Annotated in this window: 17 protein-coding genes; 5 read left to right on the top strand and 12 right to left on the bottom strand. The window is 40.3% G+C overall.

Features of this window, described 5'->3' with window-relative positions:
- Nucleotides 1–78: 78 nt before the first annotated feature.
- The gene (gene typA / locus C6Y02_RS05125) at nt 79–1,917 is read right to left on the bottom strand and encodes a translational GTPase TypA (protein ID WP_034662645.1); all 1,839 of its coding nucleotides are present in this window, start codon (nt 1,915–1,917) and stop codon (nt 79–81) included.
- Nucleotides 1,918–2,030: 113 nt separating this feature from the next.
- Between typA and C6Y02_RS05120 the strand changes: the two genes are divergently transcribed.
- Entirely contained in the window at nt 2,031–2,210 is a 180-nt protein-coding gene (locus C6Y02_RS05120; RefSeq protein WP_034662648.1) for a DUF5325 family protein, read from the top strand.
- Between the two features lie 275 nt (nt 2,211–2,485).
- Nucleotides 2,486–3,121 (top strand): hypothetical protein, encoded by a 636-nt coding sequence (locus C6Y02_RS05115; protein WP_106030794.1) that lies wholly within the window; start codon nt 2,486–2,488, stop codon nt 3,119–3,121.
- Nucleotides 3,122–3,162: 41 nt separating this feature from the next.
- Here C6Y02_RS05115 and C6Y02_RS05110 read toward each other — a convergent pair whose 3' ends face one another.
- The 6 genes from C6Y02_RS05110 to C6Y02_RS05085 all read right to left on the bottom strand — a co-directional run bounded on the left by C6Y02_RS05110 (nt 3,163) and on the right by C6Y02_RS05085 (nt 7,397).
- Nucleotides 3,163–3,459 (bottom strand): anti-sigma factor family protein, encoded by a 297-nt coding sequence (locus C6Y02_RS05110; RefSeq protein WP_060596170.1) that lies wholly within the window; start codon nt 3,457–3,459, stop codon nt 3,163–3,165.
- Nucleotides 3,456–3,974, bottom strand: a complete 519-nt coding sequence (locus tag C6Y02_RS05105; protein WP_060596398.1) for a sigma-70 family RNA polymerase sigma factor — start codon at nt 3,972–3,974, stop codon at nt 3,456–3,458. Before C6Y02_RS05105 ends, C6Y02_RS05110 begins: the two co-directional genes overlap by 4 nt.
- The gene (locus C6Y02_RS05100) at nt 3,974–4,237 is read right to left on the bottom strand and encodes a hypothetical protein (RefSeq protein WP_060596169.1); all 264 of its coding nucleotides are present in this window, start codon (nt 4,235–4,237) and stop codon (nt 3,974–3,976) included. Before C6Y02_RS05100 ends, C6Y02_RS05105 begins: the two co-directional genes overlap by 1 nt.
- Complete coding sequence (locus tag C6Y02_RS05095) at nt 4,227–6,158, bottom strand: hypothetical protein (protein WP_106030792.1); 1,932 nt, start codon at nt 6,156–6,158, stop codon at nt 4,227–4,229. Before C6Y02_RS05095 ends, C6Y02_RS05100 begins: the two co-directional genes overlap by 11 nt.
- 111 nt (nt 6,159–6,269) lie before the next feature.
- Nucleotides 6,270–7,076: an inositol monophosphatase family protein gene (locus C6Y02_RS05090; protein WP_060596168.1), complete on the bottom strand. Its 807-nt coding sequence runs from the start codon at nt 7,074–7,076 to the stop codon at nt 6,270–6,272.
- A gap of 132 nt (nt 7,077–7,208) precedes the next feature.
- Nucleotides 7,209–7,397, bottom strand: a complete 189-nt coding sequence (locus C6Y02_RS05085; RefSeq protein ID WP_003211901.1) for a hypothetical protein — start codon at nt 7,395–7,397, stop codon at nt 7,209–7,211.
- A 288-nt stretch (nt 7,398–7,685) separates the two neighbouring features.
- On the opposite strand from C6Y02_RS05085, the gene C6Y02_RS05080 reads away from it, so the two are divergent.
- Entirely contained in the window at nt 7,686–8,321 is a 636-nt protein-coding gene (locus C6Y02_RS05080) for a DUF1054 domain-containing protein (protein ID WP_060596167.1), read from the top strand.
- Nucleotides 8,322–8,550: 229 nt separating this feature from the next.
- Here C6Y02_RS05080 and C6Y02_RS05070 read toward each other — a convergent pair whose 3' ends face one another.
- Nucleotides 8,551–8,820 (bottom strand): UPF0223 family protein, encoded by a 270-nt coding sequence (locus tag C6Y02_RS05070; RefSeq protein ID WP_060596166.1) that lies wholly within the window; start codon nt 8,818–8,820, stop codon nt 8,551–8,553.
- 190 nt (nt 8,821–9,010) lie between these two features.
- Between C6Y02_RS05070 and C6Y02_RS05065 the strand changes: the two genes are divergently transcribed.
- The gene (locus C6Y02_RS05065) at nt 9,011–10,483 is read left to right on the top strand and encodes an aminotransferase class I/II-fold pyridoxal phosphate-dependent enzyme (protein WP_106030790.1); all 1,473 of its coding nucleotides are present in this window, start codon (nt 9,011–9,013) and stop codon (nt 10,481–10,483) included.
- Nucleotides 10,484–10,526: 43 nt separating this feature from the next.
- Here C6Y02_RS05065 and C6Y02_RS05060 read toward each other — a convergent pair whose 3' ends face one another.
- Nucleotides 10,527–10,646, bottom strand: a complete 120-nt coding sequence (locus tag C6Y02_RS05060; protein ID WP_003212464.1) for a GapA-binding peptide SR1P — start codon at nt 10,644–10,646, stop codon at nt 10,527–10,529.
- A 316-nt stretch (nt 10,647–10,962) separates the two neighbouring features.
- Between C6Y02_RS05060 and C6Y02_RS05050 the strand changes: the two genes are divergently transcribed.
- Nucleotides 10,963–11,343, top strand: coding sequence for a hypothetical protein (locus C6Y02_RS05050; protein ID WP_223250460.1), 381 nt, complete (start codon nt 10,963–10,965; stop codon nt 11,341–11,343).
- 117 nt (nt 11,344–11,460) lie between these two features.
- Here C6Y02_RS05050 and lpdA read toward each other — a convergent pair whose 3' ends face one another.
- The 3 genes from lpdA to pdhB all read right to left on the bottom strand — a co-directional run bounded on the left by lpdA (nt 11,461) and on the right by pdhB (nt 15,303).
- On the bottom strand, nt 11,461–12,873 hold the full coding sequence (gene lpdA / locus C6Y02_RS05045) for a dihydrolipoyl dehydrogenase (protein WP_106030789.1): 1,413 nt from the start codon (nt 12,871–12,873) through the stop codon (nt 11,461–11,463).
- A gap of 4 nt (nt 12,874–12,877) precedes the next feature.
- Entirely contained in the window at nt 12,878–14,218 is a 1,341-nt protein-coding gene (locus C6Y02_RS05040; RefSeq protein ID WP_106030788.1) for a dihydrolipoamide acetyltransferase family protein, read from the bottom strand.
- A gap of 107 nt (nt 14,219–14,325) precedes the next feature.
- Nucleotides 14,326–15,303 carry a pyruvate dehydrogenase complex E1 component subunit beta gene (gene pdhB, locus C6Y02_RS05035; RefSeq protein WP_012009824.1) on the bottom strand — a complete coding sequence of 326 codons (978 nt, stop codon included), beginning with the start codon at nt 15,301–15,303 and terminating at the stop codon, nt 14,326–14,328.
- Nucleotides 15,304–15,305: the final 2 nt, after the last annotated feature.

The following is a 15,305-nucleotide window of genomic DNA, read 5'->3' as shown; positions in this document are numbered from 1 at the left end:
TTCACTTACTTCCTGATCATTCAAAAAGATTCCCTCCCCTTATCTTTCAGGGTTCTATCTTTTTAATTCTTCATGGAATTACGATAATCCTGCTAGCTTTTTCTTCTTCGCTGCTTTCTCACGTTCGTTTTTATCTAAAATTTTCTTTCTTAAACGAATCGATTCAGGTGTAACCTCACAGTATTCGTCTTCATTCAAGTACTCAAGAGATTCCTCAAGTGACATAATACGTGGTTTCTTCATGCTCACCGTTTGATCTTTCGTCGCTGAACGTACGTTTGTTTGTTGTTTCATACGGCTAACGTTGACAACAAGATCGTTCTCACGGTTATGCTCACCAACAATCATTCCTTGGTATACTTCAGTACCCGGCTCAACGAAGATCACACCGCGCTCTTCAACGCCTTGGATTCCGTAAGCAGTCGCTTTACCTGTTTCCATTGAAACAAGTACACCTTGACGGCGTCCGCCAACTTGGCCAGACTGCATTGGCTGGTAGCTGTCAAACGTATGGTTTAAAATACCAAAACCACGAGTTAATGAAAGAAATTCAGTTGTATATCCGATTAAACCACGTGATGGCACTGTAAAGATCAGGCGAACTTGACCGTTACCATTATTGATCATGTCAATCATTTCACCTTTTCTTGCGCCCATTGATTCCATGATAGAGCCAGTGTGCTCTTCTGGCACATCAATTTGAACGCGTTCAACAGGCTCACATCGAACACCATCAACTTCTTTTACAATAACTTCTGGCTTCGATACTTGTAATTCAAATCCTTCACGTCTCATATTCTCAATAAGAATGGATAAGTGAAGCTCTCCGCGTCCAGATACAACCCAGGCATCAGGTGAATCAGTTGGATCCACACGAAGACTGACGTCTGTTTGAAGCTGCTGCTCTAAGCGCTCTTCAATTTTACGTGATGTCACGTATTTTCCTTCACGGCCTGCAAATGGGCTGTTGTTTACAACAAACGTCATTTGAAGTGTCGGCTCATCAATACGAAGGATTGGCAGGGCCTCTTGGTGTTCTACCGGACAAACCGTTTCACCTACGTTGATGTCTTCCATTCCCGATACAGCAACAAGATCTCCTGCTTTCGCTTCGTTGATTTCCACTCGTTTTAACCCTTGGAAACCAAAAATCTTTGTCACACGGAATTGTTTCACACTGCCGTCAACTTTCATTAAGGCCACTTGCTGTCCTACTTGCATTGTTCCTCTGAATACACGGCCGATCCCGATTCTTCCAACATAATCATTGTAATCAAGTAGTGCCACTTGGAATTGAAGCGGCTCTTCATGGTTATCAACTGGGCAAGGGATATGGTTAACAATGGCTTCAAACAAAGATTCCATGTTTTCATCTTGCTTGCTCGCATCGTTACTTGCTGTACCATTGATTGCTGATGCATAGACAACTGGGAATTCAAGCTGTTCTTCTGTTGCATCCAATTCAATGAACAAGTCAATTACTTCATCGACTACTTCAGCCGGACGAGCAAAGTCGCGGTCAATTTTGTTGACAACAACGATTGGTGTTAAGTTTTGCTCAAGTGCTTTTTTCAGCACAAAGCGTGTTTGAGGCATACAGCCTTCATAAGCATCCACAACGAGAAGTACACCATCTACCATTTTCATGATACGCTCAACTTCACCACCGAAATCGGCGTGTCCTGGTGTATCTAAAATATTAATGCGTGTATCTTTATAATGGATCGCAGTATTTTTAGCTAAAATCGTAATACCGCGCTCTCGCTCTAAATCATTTGAATCCATGGCTCTCTCAGCGATATTTTCATTCGCACGGAAAGTACCAGCTTGATGGAGCAATTGGTCAACAAGCGTCGTTTTACCATGGTCAACGTGGGCAATAATTGCGATGTTGCGAAGATCTTTTCGAAGTTTCACATTTTCATCTCCTAAAATAATTAGATAACTTTCATATTATATCACAATCCCCTTTAAATGCCGATCGTTTTTCTGTAAACTTATATTAACTCTAAAAAAAGGGATGGAGACAAATGAAACAAATCAAATGGCTTCTATTATTATGTGCATTACTTGCAGTTGTCAGTATGGCGTTTATTGGGGTATCTCTTGCAGAAAAAAACGTGCTGGGTATTTGTCTAAGTATTATGTTCGCCATGATTTTCATGGGTACAGGATTTACATTAAAAAGAAAATTAAACGTGCAATCATAAAATTCCCCAAAAGCCTTTTACATTCTACATGTAGAAGGCTTTTTATTTTGAGTAAAAATAAGACCAACCACCTATGAAAGCTCGAGTGTAGAGACAAAACATATCATATAGAATTGGCAAAAGTAAGCAATCTGAACCTCTTCATTTTTCGACAATAACGTTTATAGTTCTCCAAAACCAAACATAAAGTTACAATTTTCCTATTCTTCCACAAAGTTTCTCATGGTATGCTGTTCTTGCAACAAAATTTAACAGAAAAGGGAGAGAAAAGAAGCATGAAGAAGTTTTTGAGTAAATCGCTCAGCTCTGTTGTATTTTTCGCTTTAGCTATCATCCTTACTTTCACAACAGTAGCTCCTGGGCAAGCAAGTGCTGCAACTTTCAAAGGGATTCCTTTTGAACAGCAGCAAATCATTAAAGAATTATTGGAGAAAAACGAGCGCGTCATCAACATTCTCATCAATTCATTTGTTGAAGAAGACAACAGCTACACATTTGATGTGAAAAAAGCTGTTGAGCTCGGACTAACTGAAGAAGAAGCGGCGACTGCTGAGAAATTCTTATATCGCGCAGCTGTTCTTACAATCGTTTTCAGTGAAAGCATCACTAAAAACGAAAAAGGGAAATTGATCTTTGATGCAGCAAAAGCTGTTGAACTTGGTCTTACGAAAGAAGAAGCTGCTAAATTCGAAAAACTTTTCAAATCAGTGATCAGACTTGCTGATCTTGCTGGTGATGCACTTGTTCTAGACAAAAAAGGAAACGTTGTAATTGATTCAAAAATTGCAAAAGGTCTTGGATTCAGCTCTACTGAATTACTTGTTTTCAACCAAATGCTGAAGAAAATTCCTCAAGAGCAATTAAAAACGTTCTATGATGCAGTTCAAATTGCGAAAGAAAAATTAAGCTAAGCTCGAAAACCCCCCACCTGGTTCGCCCAGATGGGGGTTTTTTATTTCAGCCAATAAAGAATGATCATCATGACGTACCCTAAACCAAACACGATGCTTGCTCGGAATATTAACTTGCCATAGTAGCGCTTCTCGAACCTTCTTTTTTCTTCCTTTTCATTTATATATGGCGTCCGATCAGGTGTCTGTATAAGAGTGATTGGTTCTTTCATTTCTTGATAAAGTTGCCGGCAGCTCTCGCAAGATTGTAGATGCTCGGCTATTATTTTATTGGTTTCTGCACTTGTGTCTCCCTCTATATAAAGTGGTAACAATTCTTCGATCAAATAACAGCTCATTTATTGAACTCCTCACAATGTAGCATTCGCTTCAGCTCTAATCTGGCTCGATGAAGGGTTGTTTTGACTTTAGATAAAGTCCAATTCAAAATTTCAGCTACTTCTTCATATGACAATTCCTGAATATCTCTTAAAATGAGGACCTCTCGGTATGAATCCTTCAGCTGATTGATATGATGCCACAGCCTTTGAATGTCAGCTTGTGTTTCGATGTGGTCCTCTGGTGTCATAAAGGACTGCTGCTCTAAGTAATCAACATCTTCTACATTCGTAAATGTCCATTTGATTTTCCGGCGATAGTCATTCACAAATGTATGATAAGCAATGGTATAAAGCCATGTTTTCATACTAGAGTGTCCTTTAAAAGAGGATAATCCATGTAAAGCCTTCATAAAAACATCCTGCGCAAGATCCTTGGCCGTTTCCATATTTCCTGTCCGCCGATATAAATATTTGGTGATTTCCTGAAAATATTCTTCATAGATTTTTTCAATTTGATCAGCTGGTCTGGACATTAGAAATAAAACCACACAGTCATCCAAATCGATAAGACAATGAAAAAGAAGTATAACGAGTAAATAAACCCCTTCATGCGCTTTAACTCATTATAGTCATTCTGATCTTCAATCAGCGCTGAACCCTGTTCATTCCCTATGACAACATGCTGAAATTGCTGTTCATGTGTCTTCATCCAGCTGGCTGCCTCGTCACCCAGCTCCCCTTCTTGATACAGTTCATATAAGTCTTGAAAGATGGCTTGTTTTTCTTTATCTGTCAAAACGGTGCACCTCTTTTGTTCGTCCATTTACTTCATAGATTTTACGCTCATTTGATCCGAAGGTTTGAATGATGACAAGCCATGAAATGTCCATGTCCCCTTCTTCGTTGATCATTCTGACTGGTTTTATTTGTTTTTTATAAATCATAGATGGTTTTTCACTTTTCAATACTTGTTGATAGACTTCATCACGATCTTTATTCGATACGGCATCCGGTATAAAGGACACTGGTTCCAGCCTCAGTTCAATTCCATCATGATCTCTAAACACACGCAGTAGATGAGAGGATCGGTTAAATGTATACTGTTTGGTTTCATTAGTGCCTGTCTTTTTCTTCACGTCTTCTGGCTTTTTCTCTATGAGCTTTAACAAATTCTCATCGCTGATTTCCCCTTTTTTCTGTTGAAGAAGCGATTTAGACAGCTTTAAATTGATAACATCTTTTGTGGAGCCATTAAACCGAAACTCCGATTGATCATTTGTTGTCACATTCACTTCATGCTGCCAATCCAAATAAAAATCATCAATACCTGTGATTTGATAAACTGGCGGCTTTAGATGTAAGTTTTGATACAGACTGTTTATTGTGTTTTTTATCTCAGTTTCCGTTATATTGATTCCGTCAATATCCTTTAATTTAAAGATGGCATTTCCATATTGCGCTTGTCGAAGTGTCCCCTTTTTCCAAGTAGCAAACGCAAAGCTTTCACTCTCGTTATGAGACATTTTTACTTTTGGCAGAAGAAGAACACTCGTCTCCCCGCCCTCTTTTTTGACAACTACTTGAATGCGATTGAGATCTATTGACCGTCCGCTTCTTTCAAAAAATTCAATTGTTTTTTTTCTATATTCTTTATCGGTCAGTTCCTTCCCCTCTACACGGCCTCGATAAGAATAACCGCTCAATTCGCCCGTAAATGCAGAAATGTTAACTTCATACTGATCAGCTGCAAACACATATTGATAAGGAATAGGCTCAGAACTAGCATTTAAATATAATTTCTGATCAGCTGGTACAAATTTTGAAGCAAGTTCTTTTGCACTTATGGCAGATAAAGGGCGATATTCTTCTGAGAAAGTATCGACCAATTCCGTTTTGGTGAATTGGAACATGGTATGAGGGATATTAACGATCGGGTTGAGTAATAGTAGAAAAAAGACAGCTATACACCCAGCACCCCACTGCCTTAGCCTCACCTTGTCTCGTAGTAAAGCACATAACAAATAAATCATCATAAAGCTTCCTGCTGCTGCAGCTAAAATCACAATCGATTTAAATGAAGATTGAAGCTCATACTTCGTGATAGAAGGATAAAAAATATAAAGCAGGGCAGCGAAAATCAGGCCATAAAACAACAGCGATTCCTTCCACTTCTGCTGCCAAAACAAACGGAAAAAAAGGTACAGTACCAAAACGGCAAAGCCAACCATGATCACTACAGTGATAAGGTCTCTCCATACTAGCCCTGTATCACCGCTGAGAAAGAACTTTTTACTTTCAGCAAAAAGGATAAACACTGTCTGACATAAAGGCAGAAGCAAGACAGATAAATCAAATGCAAAAAACATGCCTTTATTCTTTAAATAAGGAAGAGAGATCACATAATAAAGTGATGCAAGCAAGACATACCCATAGATGAGAAATTGCATGAAATCCGTCAGCACTTCAAATGTTTCAATCGTATACTGTCTGGCTAGGACTTGGTGGCTCATTTCAAGTGTCATTCCGCCTAGCAGGACTACTCTTAATACAAGCCCAGCATAAAATACATAATCACTTTTCTTTTCTTTCCATATAGGCAGTGTAATAAAAAGGACAAATAGTCCAAGTACACACCATTGAATGATGTGGATACTGTACTCATTTAAAATAAAATATCTTTCAAAATGGAGGGATAAATCACTAAACAAATCTAACATTAAAACACAATCCTTTACATCAAATTAAGGCCTCGTTCGTATAGACATTTCTCCTACCAAAAAGTTTCATCAAACACAAAAAATCACTTCATTCTCATGAAGTGATTTGGTTTATTTTTTATTTCCTCTGCCTTTTATGTAATCGTGTAAAATCTTTTCACAAACGGATCGATTTCCGGCGACGATACTGTTTTTCTCTAGAAAAGTTAGGCGTTCTCCATGTATATTTGAGTAGACAGCCCCTACTTCATCTAGAATCACACACCCTGCTGCATAATCCCACGGCGCAAGCCTTAACGTAACGTATGCGTCACTTCTGCCGCTTGCGATATAAGCGAGCTCAAGGGCAGCTGATCCAATCGTTCTCGTCCCTCTCACATCACGCACGAGACGGGCAAACGGTTTAGCATCAAAATAAGGGCTTTCGATCGCCCAGGTCGGGTTAATGCCGACAATGGCTTTTTCAATCGCTACATCTTTTAATGGCGGAAGCAGGGTATCATTCATATAGGCCCCTTCCCCTTTGACCGCATGGTAAAGCTCGTCATGAATGACGTCATAAATGAGACCGATTTTCCCTATGCCATTTTCAAATATCCCGATGGAAATGGCAAAGTTGCGTTTTTGATGGACAAAGTTCATTGTGCCATCGATTGGATCAATGATCCACACAATCCCATCCAGCGAGGTCACCTCTTCCCCTTGTCCCTCTTCTCCTAAAATGTGATGATCTGAAAATGTCGATTGTATCTTTTCAATGAAAAAACGTTCTGTTTCTTTATCGATATTAGTGACAAGATCATTTGGATTTGATTTTGTTTCAATTGATAGACCTTCCTGCATGGACGCTTTAATACGGCTTCCTGCTTCTTTTACCCAAAGCTTTGCAAGACGGTCAATTTCCACCCAGTTTGTCATCAGACTGTAAACCTCTTTTCTATGTAATACTATTTGTTTTAGCATACTGATATTATGTACGTAAAAGCAAGAAAAAAGCAGCTTCATACAAAAACGAACCGATGAATTGGTTCGTTTTTACCTCACCTTGTTTTACCCTTTAAGCTGCTCCCATTCTTTTCTTAGGCGCTCAAGCTTTCGTTTGCTGCGTTCGATTTGGATGTCATCTTTTTGCTCGATGGCTTCATGAAGCGTAGAAAGCTCATAATCCACCTCTAATCTCCACACAGCGATGCGATTCTTCTTCTCCTGTCTATACCCCTGCTTCACGATTTGCTTCATTTGGTCAACGCCCCTTCCAGAGAATGATTCATTCCTTGTCAGTTTTCATTGATAAAAAATTCAATCGATAAGAGAATTGGTTCTTGCTTATATCGTATGAAGCGATCGCATAACCGCAACGACATTCTAAAAATTGTGTCTTTACCTATTTGTTATGTACCACAAAATCGTTGTTTTTAAACGCTGCCCTATTTCCTCTACAATCTTTGATCTGTTGGTGCATCTTTTTTTGAGCTTAACCCAAGCTATGATAAAATATGATCAGCTAAAGAATACAGGAGGCATAATATGAGTGAAATGCGTTTTAGAGATGAAGATTTTGAGACATTTACAGTTGACGGTTTAGATGAACGAATGACCGTATTAAAAGAAAGAGTCCGTCCAAAGCTTGAGGCACTTGGTGAACACTTTGCACCACTTCTTTCTTCTATTACAGGAGACGAAATGTTTGTACATGTCGCAAAGCACGCTAGAAGATCAGTCAATCCGCCAAATGATACGTGGGTTGCTTTTGCAAACAGCAAGCGTGGGTATAAAAAACTCCCTCATTTTCAAATTGGGCTTTGGAAAACACATGTCTTTGTATGGTTTGCGCTCATTTATGAATCTCCTGTGAAAGGCGAGTATGGTCAGCTGTTCGAAAAAGAACTAGATACCATTCAGAAGAAAATACCACAAGATTTTGTTTGGTCTAAAGATCATATGAAACCAGATGTCATGCGTCACAGCGAGCTTGATGCAGAACAGCTGAAAACGCTGTTTGAACGTGTCCAAACGGTGAAAAAAGCTGAGCTCCTTTGCGGCATTCAGCTGCCTAGAGAAGAAGTCGTTCAAATGAATAATGAAGAATACTTATCAAAAATCGAAGATGCCTTCCGCACGTTGACTTATCTATACCGCTTTACACAAAAAGAATCTGTATAAAAAAAACGAGCCCATGCGGCTCGTTTCTGATTGTTGACAAAAGGCTAAAATGATCTTCATTTTAGCCTTTTGTCTTCTTTTCAGCGTGATAGAAAACCTTTGCAGTCTAGGAAGGACGAGTACCGGAGCGGAGCGAATTTGACATTCGGGAGCACCGGCACGCAGGACTGACACCGAATGCGAGGGTTTGTCTACACGCTGAAACGAGCCCATGCAGGCTCGTTTTTTCTTACATACGTATAACGGCTGTCTCTTCTGCCTCTCTTGCAGATTTCACTGTACGATAAGGAGAATACCCGCTTTCCTTTTCAAACGCTGCACAATGCGTCTTTTCCTCTGCTTTTGATGGCACAACCTCTTTAAATCGTTTATAAGTATCTAATAACTCCTGCTTCGCAATTCCTTTTTCATAGGCTTTTTCAACAGCTTGAAAAAACGAAATAACGGCAATCTTTTCCTCTGTCGTCCAGTCGACATCCATTGGATATTGATATTCCATTTACTTGTCCCTCACTTTAACACTCATTTCTTATTTGAACTTTTATTATAGCATCTGTTCGATCAGAAACCGATTGATTTTATGCTTTACATTCCGATCAGTTCATAATATAATTCTTTTGTTTTATGCAATGAAATCTGCCATTATTGGCACAATAATAGCAGGTATTTCGATGAAGGTGGGAAAGCAATTGTCACAACATGATACACCCTTATACACTGGACTAAAAAAGCATGCTGCAACCAATCCAGTCCAATTTCACATTCCAGGCCATAAAAAAGGAGCCGGGATGGACCCTGAATTCAGAGCATTCATTGGCGACAATGCATTAAGCATTGATCTCATTAATATAGAACCTCTCGATGATTTACATTCACCTCGAGGGATGATAAAAGAAGCACAGGAGCTCGCTGCTGAAGCATTCGGTGCTGACCATACATTTTTCTCTATTCAAGGAACAAGCGGCGCCATCATGACAATGGTGATGACCGTATGCGGACCTGGAGATAAAATCATCATTCCGCGCAACGTCCATAAATCGATTATGTCCGCCATTGTATTTTCTGGCGCAGTTCCTGTTTTTATTCACCCAGAAATAGACAAAGAACTTGGCATCTCTCACGGCATTACACCAGAATCAGCGAAAAAGGCGCTCACGGAGCACCCAGATGCAAAAGGTCTGCTTGTGATTAATCCGACGTATTTTGGGGTTTCAGCAGACTTAAAATCGATTGTAGACATTGCCCATTCATTTCATGTGCCTGTCCTTGTCGATGAAGCACACGGCGTGCATATTCATTTTCACGATGAGCTTCCACTATCTGCGATGCAGGCAGGTGCCGACATGGCAGCAACGAGTGTCCATAAACTCGGCGGTTCCCTTACCCAGAGCTCTATTTTAAATATGAAGGAAGGGCTTGTCTCAAAAGATCGCGTACAATCGATTTTGAGCATGCTGACGACAACGTCTACTTCTTATTTGCTCTTGGCGTCACTTGATGTCGCTCGAAAGCGATTAGCCACTGAAGGAAAGGCACTTGCAGATGAAGCCATCCGTTTGGCTGAATCAGCGAGAAACCGTTTGAACCAAATTGATGGCATTACGTGTATTGGCAAGGAAATACTCGGTTCAGCTTCTACGTACGATTATGACCCAACGAAATTAATTATCTCAATTAAAGACCTTGGGCTAAATGGCCATGATGTCGAAAAATGGCTGAGAGAAAGCTACCGGATTGAAGTGGAGCTCTCTGACCTTTACAACATTTTATGTATTGTGACCCCTGGTGATTCTGATGAAACAATCGATACGCTTATAACGGCTATGAAGGAAATTGCCGCAACCTCTACAAGTGAGAGCGGCACACAAGCGGTCACAGAAGTCCTGCTGCCTGAGATTCCATCGCTTGCCATGACGCCCCGTGATGCCTTTTACGCCACAACAGAAGTGGTTCCGTTTAAAGAAGCAGGGGGCCGCATCATCGCAGAGTTTGTTATGGTGTACCCGCCAGGCATTCCTATTTTTATACCAGGAGAAATTATCACAGAAGAAAATATCTCATATATCTTTAAAAACATTGAAATTGGTCTCCCTGTCCAAGGACCAGAAGATTCAACGCTTGAAATGATCCGCGTGATTAAAGAACAAAAACCAATTTTATAAAAAAGAAACATGCAGCCCCAAATGGAGCTGCATGCTTTTTTATTTATTCAGAGGCTTCATCACAGCAATGACAGTGACCACACGTTCCGTATAGCGTTGTCACTTTTTCATTTTCAAATTGATCAATGGTTTCATTGCAATCTTGACAAATAATTGTACCCACGTACATTCCCCTTTTCTTCATTCATAATTTGAAAGCGTTTAATCTATTTCATACCTCTATAATATGATGTCACATTTAAGTTGTCAACGGTTAATTGTATGACACATTTAAATATTTTTTATGAATATGTGCTTTTTTCTCATCATATTGAGGGAACGTTTCAATTGTATTTTGCTTCATATCAATTCTGTAACAATTGAGTAACAATCGAAAATTGTCAAAAAGGACATGATACACTAGAGTGACTAACAGGTAACCAGCTCCTAAAAATGTTGGGACAACCCCAAAGGATTTTGAGGTGAATAGATTGAATTTTATGAGGTCACTTCTCATTATATTCCCCATGCTCTTTGTACTTAGTTCATGCTCATTTGCGTATATCATACCGAATCAGACCGACCAAGTCAGTCATATTCAGAAACCAAGAATTCTCTTTTTTACAGATGCAGAAAATCTTGATAAAGAAAGTCCTTATTATGATGCAGTCCTCGATTTAAAGAATGAATATCCGAAGGAAATGTCAAAGATGATTGTGAAAGAAGATCGTAAAGGCTGGAAAAATGAAGTAGACGAATTGCCGGCTATTTTACTTGTAAATAATGAAAAAGTCATTGTGAAGATTGAAGGAAATGTCAGCAGCAAAGAGGATATTTTATCGCCCTTATGCCACGCTTTAGACCGCGTGAATACAAATTAATGGCCTAACCTTGCACTTATATATCCATATGAAAAAGCCCCTCATCTCATGAGGGGTTTTTCATATGGGAGCGCTCAAAAAAACCCTCTCCATCAAGAGAGGGTTTTAATAGGTTCATTATTTTACGATATGAATTGGGCTTCCAATTGCTACTTCAGCCGTTTCCATTGTAATTTCACCTAAAGTTGGATGAGCGTGAATTGTCATTGCGATATCTTCAGCAGTCACTCCAGCTTCGATTGCAAGGCTAAGCTCTGAAATCATATCAGAAGCGCCAACACCTGCGATTTGTGCACCGATAACAAGACCATCCTCTTTACGAGTGATCATTTTCATGAAGCCATCAGTTGCATCAAGAGAAAGTGCACGTCCGTTCGCTGCGAATGGGAATTTCGCTGCAACGATTTCGATTCCTTCTTCTTTTGCTTCTGCTTCAGTGTACCCAACAGTTGCAAGTTCTGGCTCAGAGAATACAACAGCAGGAATACCAAGGTAATCAATTTCAGCTGGCTCTCCAGCGATTGCTTCAGCTGCAATTTTACCTTCGTAAGAAGCTTTGTGTGCAAGTGGTGGTCCATCAACGATGTCACCAATTGCATAGATGTTAGATACGCTTGTACGGCATTGTTTGTCTGTTTTGACAACTCCGCGATCAGTCAATTCAACACCAACTTGCTCAAGACCAAGCTCATCCGTGTTTGGACGACGACCAACTGTAACAAGTACGTAATCAGCATCAACTGTTTTTTCTTCACCTTTTACTTCGAAAGTAACAGTGACACCATCAGATTTTTCTTCAACGCCTTTTGCAAGAGCGTTTGTATGAATTTCAACGTTTCCTTTTTTCTTCAAGTTACGTTTAACCAATGAGCTCATTTGCTTTTCGAAACCTGGAAGGATTTCGTCTCCACCTTCAAGGATGACAACTTCTGTTCCAAAGTTTGCATAAGCAGTTCCAAGCTCAGTACCGATATATCCACCACCGATAACAACTAACTTTTTAGGTACTTCTTTAAGCGCCAAAGCACCAGTTGAGTTGATCACGCGGTCTGTGTATTTAAAAGTAGGCAATTCAATTGGACGAGATCCAGTTGCAAGAATTACATTTTTGAAAGTGTAAGTCTGTGCTGAATTTTCATCCATTACACGTACAGAGTTGCTGTCTACGAAATAAGCTTCACCTTTAACGATGTCTACTTTATTTCCTTTAAGAAGACCTTGAACTCCACCTGTTAATTTGTTAACAACAGAAGCTTTCCACTCTTGAACTTTTGTGAAATCAACTGTTACGTTTTCAGCTTTGATACCCATGTCTTCAGAATGCTTAGCATTTTCGAAACGATGGCCAGCATTGATTAATGCTTTTGAAGGAATACAGCCAACGTTTAGACATACGCCGCCAAGTGTTCCTTTTTCAACGATTGTTACTTTTTGTCCAAGCTGTGCAGCACGAATAGCAGCTACATATCCACCAGGACCTGCACCGATGACAAGAGTATCTGTTTCGATTGGGAAATCTCCTACTACCATGACATTACGCCTCCATTAAAATTAATTGTGGATCATTCAATAAACGCTTGATGTGGTTAAGGGCATTTTGCGCAGTAGCTCCGTCGATCATACGGTGGTCAAAGCTTAGGGAAAGAGCTAAGACTGGAGCTGCAACGATTTCGCCATCACGAACAACCGCTTTTTCAGCGATACGGCCAATACCAAGGATCGCTACTTCTGGGTGGTTGATGACTGGAGTAAACCATTGTCCACCAGCAGAACCGATGTTTGTGATTGTGCAAGATGCACCTTTCATTTCAGCTGGAGCCAGTTTACCATCACGTGCTTTTGTTGCAAGCTCATTGATTTCGTTAGACACTTCGAAAATTGCTTTGCGATCTGCATTTTTCACAACTGGAACGAGCAGGCCTTTTTCAGTGTCAGCTGCAATTCCGATGTTGTAGTAATGCTTTTGAACAACTTCATCTGTTTTATCATCGATAGAAGTGTTAAGTACTGGGTACTTTTTCAAAGCAGAAGTTAGAGCTTTTACAACGTAAGGCAAGTAAGTTAACTTGATTCCTTGATCAGCTGCAACTTGTTTGAATTGTTTACGATGTGCAACAAGGTTCGTTACATCAACTTCATCCATTAATGTTACGTGAGGAGCTGTATGCTTAGAGTTCACCATTGCTTTCGCGATCGCTTTGCGGATGCCGCTCATTTTCTCGCGAGTTTCTGGGAATTCTCCTTCAAGAACTGGAGCTGCTGCCGCTTTTGGAGCTGCTTCTTCTTTCGCACTTTCAGCTGCTTGAGGTGCTGCTTCTTGAGCTGCAGAACCACCATTAACGAAGCTGTCGATATCTTCTTTTAACACACGGCCGTTTTTACCAGAACCTGCAACTTTGTAAATTTCAACGCCTTTTTCGCGAGCATATTTACGTACAGATGGCATAGCGATGACGCGTTTGTTTGGATCAGCATCTACTTGCTCTTGTGCGCCTGCACCAGTTGCTGCTGCCGCTTCTTCTTGTGCCACTTTTTTCTTCTCTGGCTCGTTACCAGCTTCAGCAGTACCTTGTACTTGAGCTTCAGTTTTTGCTTCGCCTTCTTCTTCGCTGCCTTTAAATTGAAGATTTTCGTAACCAGGTGCATCAAACGTAATGATTGTTTGTCCTACAGTTGCAACTGTTCCCTCTTCAACTTTTAATTCTAATACTTTTCCTTTAACAGGTGAAGGAATTTCTACAACTGCTTTATCGTTTTGTACCTCTGCTAAAACGTCATCTTCATTAATTTCGTCGTTTGGTTTAACAAACCACTTAACGATCTCACCTTCGTGGATACCTTCTCCGATGTCCGGAAGTTTAAATTCAAATGCCACTGTTTTTCGCCTCCTAGATTTTGTTGAATCCTTGTTGTGTATGTTTACACGGTCTTGTAATTGATAAAGGGGAAGAGAAATAAATTCTTTTCCCCTCTGTCATTTAATTAAAATTCAAGAACTTTCTTAGCTGTTTCAAGCACGTCTTTATGGTTTGGAAGCCATACGCTCTCAGCTTGAGAGAAAGCAAATACAGTATCAGGTGCAGCTACACGAAGTACTGGTGCTTCTAGGCTAAGGATTGCTCTGTCATTGATTTCAGCTACTACGTTTGCAGCAATACCAGCTTGTTTTTGTGCTTCTTGAACAACGATCGCACGACCTGTTTTTTCAACAGAAGCGATGATTGTTTCAATATCAAGCGGGCTTACTGTACGAAGGTCGATCACTTCAGCAGAAACGCCTTCTTTTTCAAGTTCTTCAGCAGCTTTAAGTGATTCGTGAACCATTGCACCATAAGTGATGATTGAAAGGTCAGAACCTTCACGTTTCACGTCAGCTTTACCGATTTCAATTGTGTACTCTTCTTCAGGAACTTCCTGACGGAAAGAGCGATAAAGTTTCATATGCTCAAGGAACACAACCGGATCGTTGTCGCGGATTGCAGAAATTAATAGTCCTTTTGCATCGTAAGGTGTTGAAGGAATGACAACCTTGATACCAGGCTGTTGTGCGATAAGACCTTCTAAGCTGTCAGCATGAAGCTCAGGAGTATGAACCCCTCCACCGAATGGAGAACGGATTGTCACTGGAGAATGCCAGCGTCCGCCAGAACGGTAACGCATACGAGCCATTTGTCCAGAAACAGAATCTAATACTTCGTAAACGAATCCGAAGAATTGAATTTCCATTACTGGGCGGAATTCTTGTAGTCCAAGGCCAATTGCAAGACCGCCAATACCAGATTCAGCAAGTGGAGTATCGAATACACGATCCTCACCAAACTCTTTTTGCAATCCTTCAGTCGCACGGAATACGCCGCCGTTTTTACCAACGTCTTCTCCGAAAACGAGAACGTTTTCGTCATTTTTCAGTTCTGTGCGTAACGCATCAGTGATCGCTTGAATCATTGTCATTTGCGCCATGG

It is taken from the genome of Bacillus sp. NMCC4, from assembly GCF_002998555.1.
Taxonomy (GTDB): Bacteria; Bacillota; Bacilli; order Bacillales; family Bacillaceae; genus Bacillus.
The sequence above is the reverse complement of the archived record's forward strand: the minus strand, read 5'-3'. Positions and strand labels throughout refer to the sequence as shown.

Bases quoted from the DNA above. Each gene is read 5' to 3' on its own strand.
- C6Y02_RS05080 (WP_060596167.1), top strand. From the start codon at position 7,686: ATGAGTGAAATGCGTTTTAGAGATGAAGATTTTGAGACATTTACAGTT.
- C6Y02_RS05095 (WP_106030792.1), bottom strand. From the start codon at position 6,158: ATGTTAGATTTGTTTAGTGATTTATCCCTCCATTTTGAAAGATATTTT.
- C6Y02_RS05090 (WP_060596168.1), bottom strand. From the start codon at position 7,076: ATGACAAACTGGGTGGAAATTGACCGTCTTGCAAAGCTTTGGGTAAAA.
- C6Y02_RS05115 (WP_106030794.1), top strand. From the start codon at position 2,486: ATGAAGAAGTTTTTGAGTAAATCGCTCAGCTCTGTTGTATTTTTCGCT.
- C6Y02_RS05105 (WP_060596398.1), bottom strand. From the start codon at position 3,974: ATGTCCAGACCAGCTGATCAAATTGAAAAAATCTATGAAGAATATTTT.
- lpdA (WP_106030789.1), bottom strand. From the start codon at position 12,873: ATGGTAGTAGGAGATTTCCCAATCGAAACAGATACTCTTGTCATCGGT.
- C6Y02_RS05120 (WP_034662648.1), top strand. From the start codon at position 2,031: ATGAAACAAATCAAATGGCTTCTATTATTATGTGCATTACTTGCAGTT.
- C6Y02_RS05085 (WP_003211901.1), bottom strand. From the start codon at position 7,397: ATGAAGCAAATCGTGAAGCAGGGGTATAGACAGGAGAAGAAGAATCGC.
- C6Y02_RS05070 (WP_060596166.1), bottom strand. From the start codon at position 8,820: ATGGAATATCAATATCCAATGGATGTCGACTGGACGACAGAGGAAAAG.
- C6Y02_RS05050 (WP_223250460.1), top strand. From the start codon at position 10,963: ATGAGGTCACTTCTCATTATATTCCCCATGCTCTTTGTACTTAGTTCA.
- C6Y02_RS05110 (WP_060596170.1), bottom strand. From the start codon at position 3,459: ATGAGCTGTTATTTGATCGAAGAATTGTTACCACTTTATATAGAGGGA.
- pdhB (WP_012009824.1), bottom strand. From the start codon at position 15,303: ATGGCGCAAATGACAATGATTCAAGCGATCACTGATGCGTTACGCACA.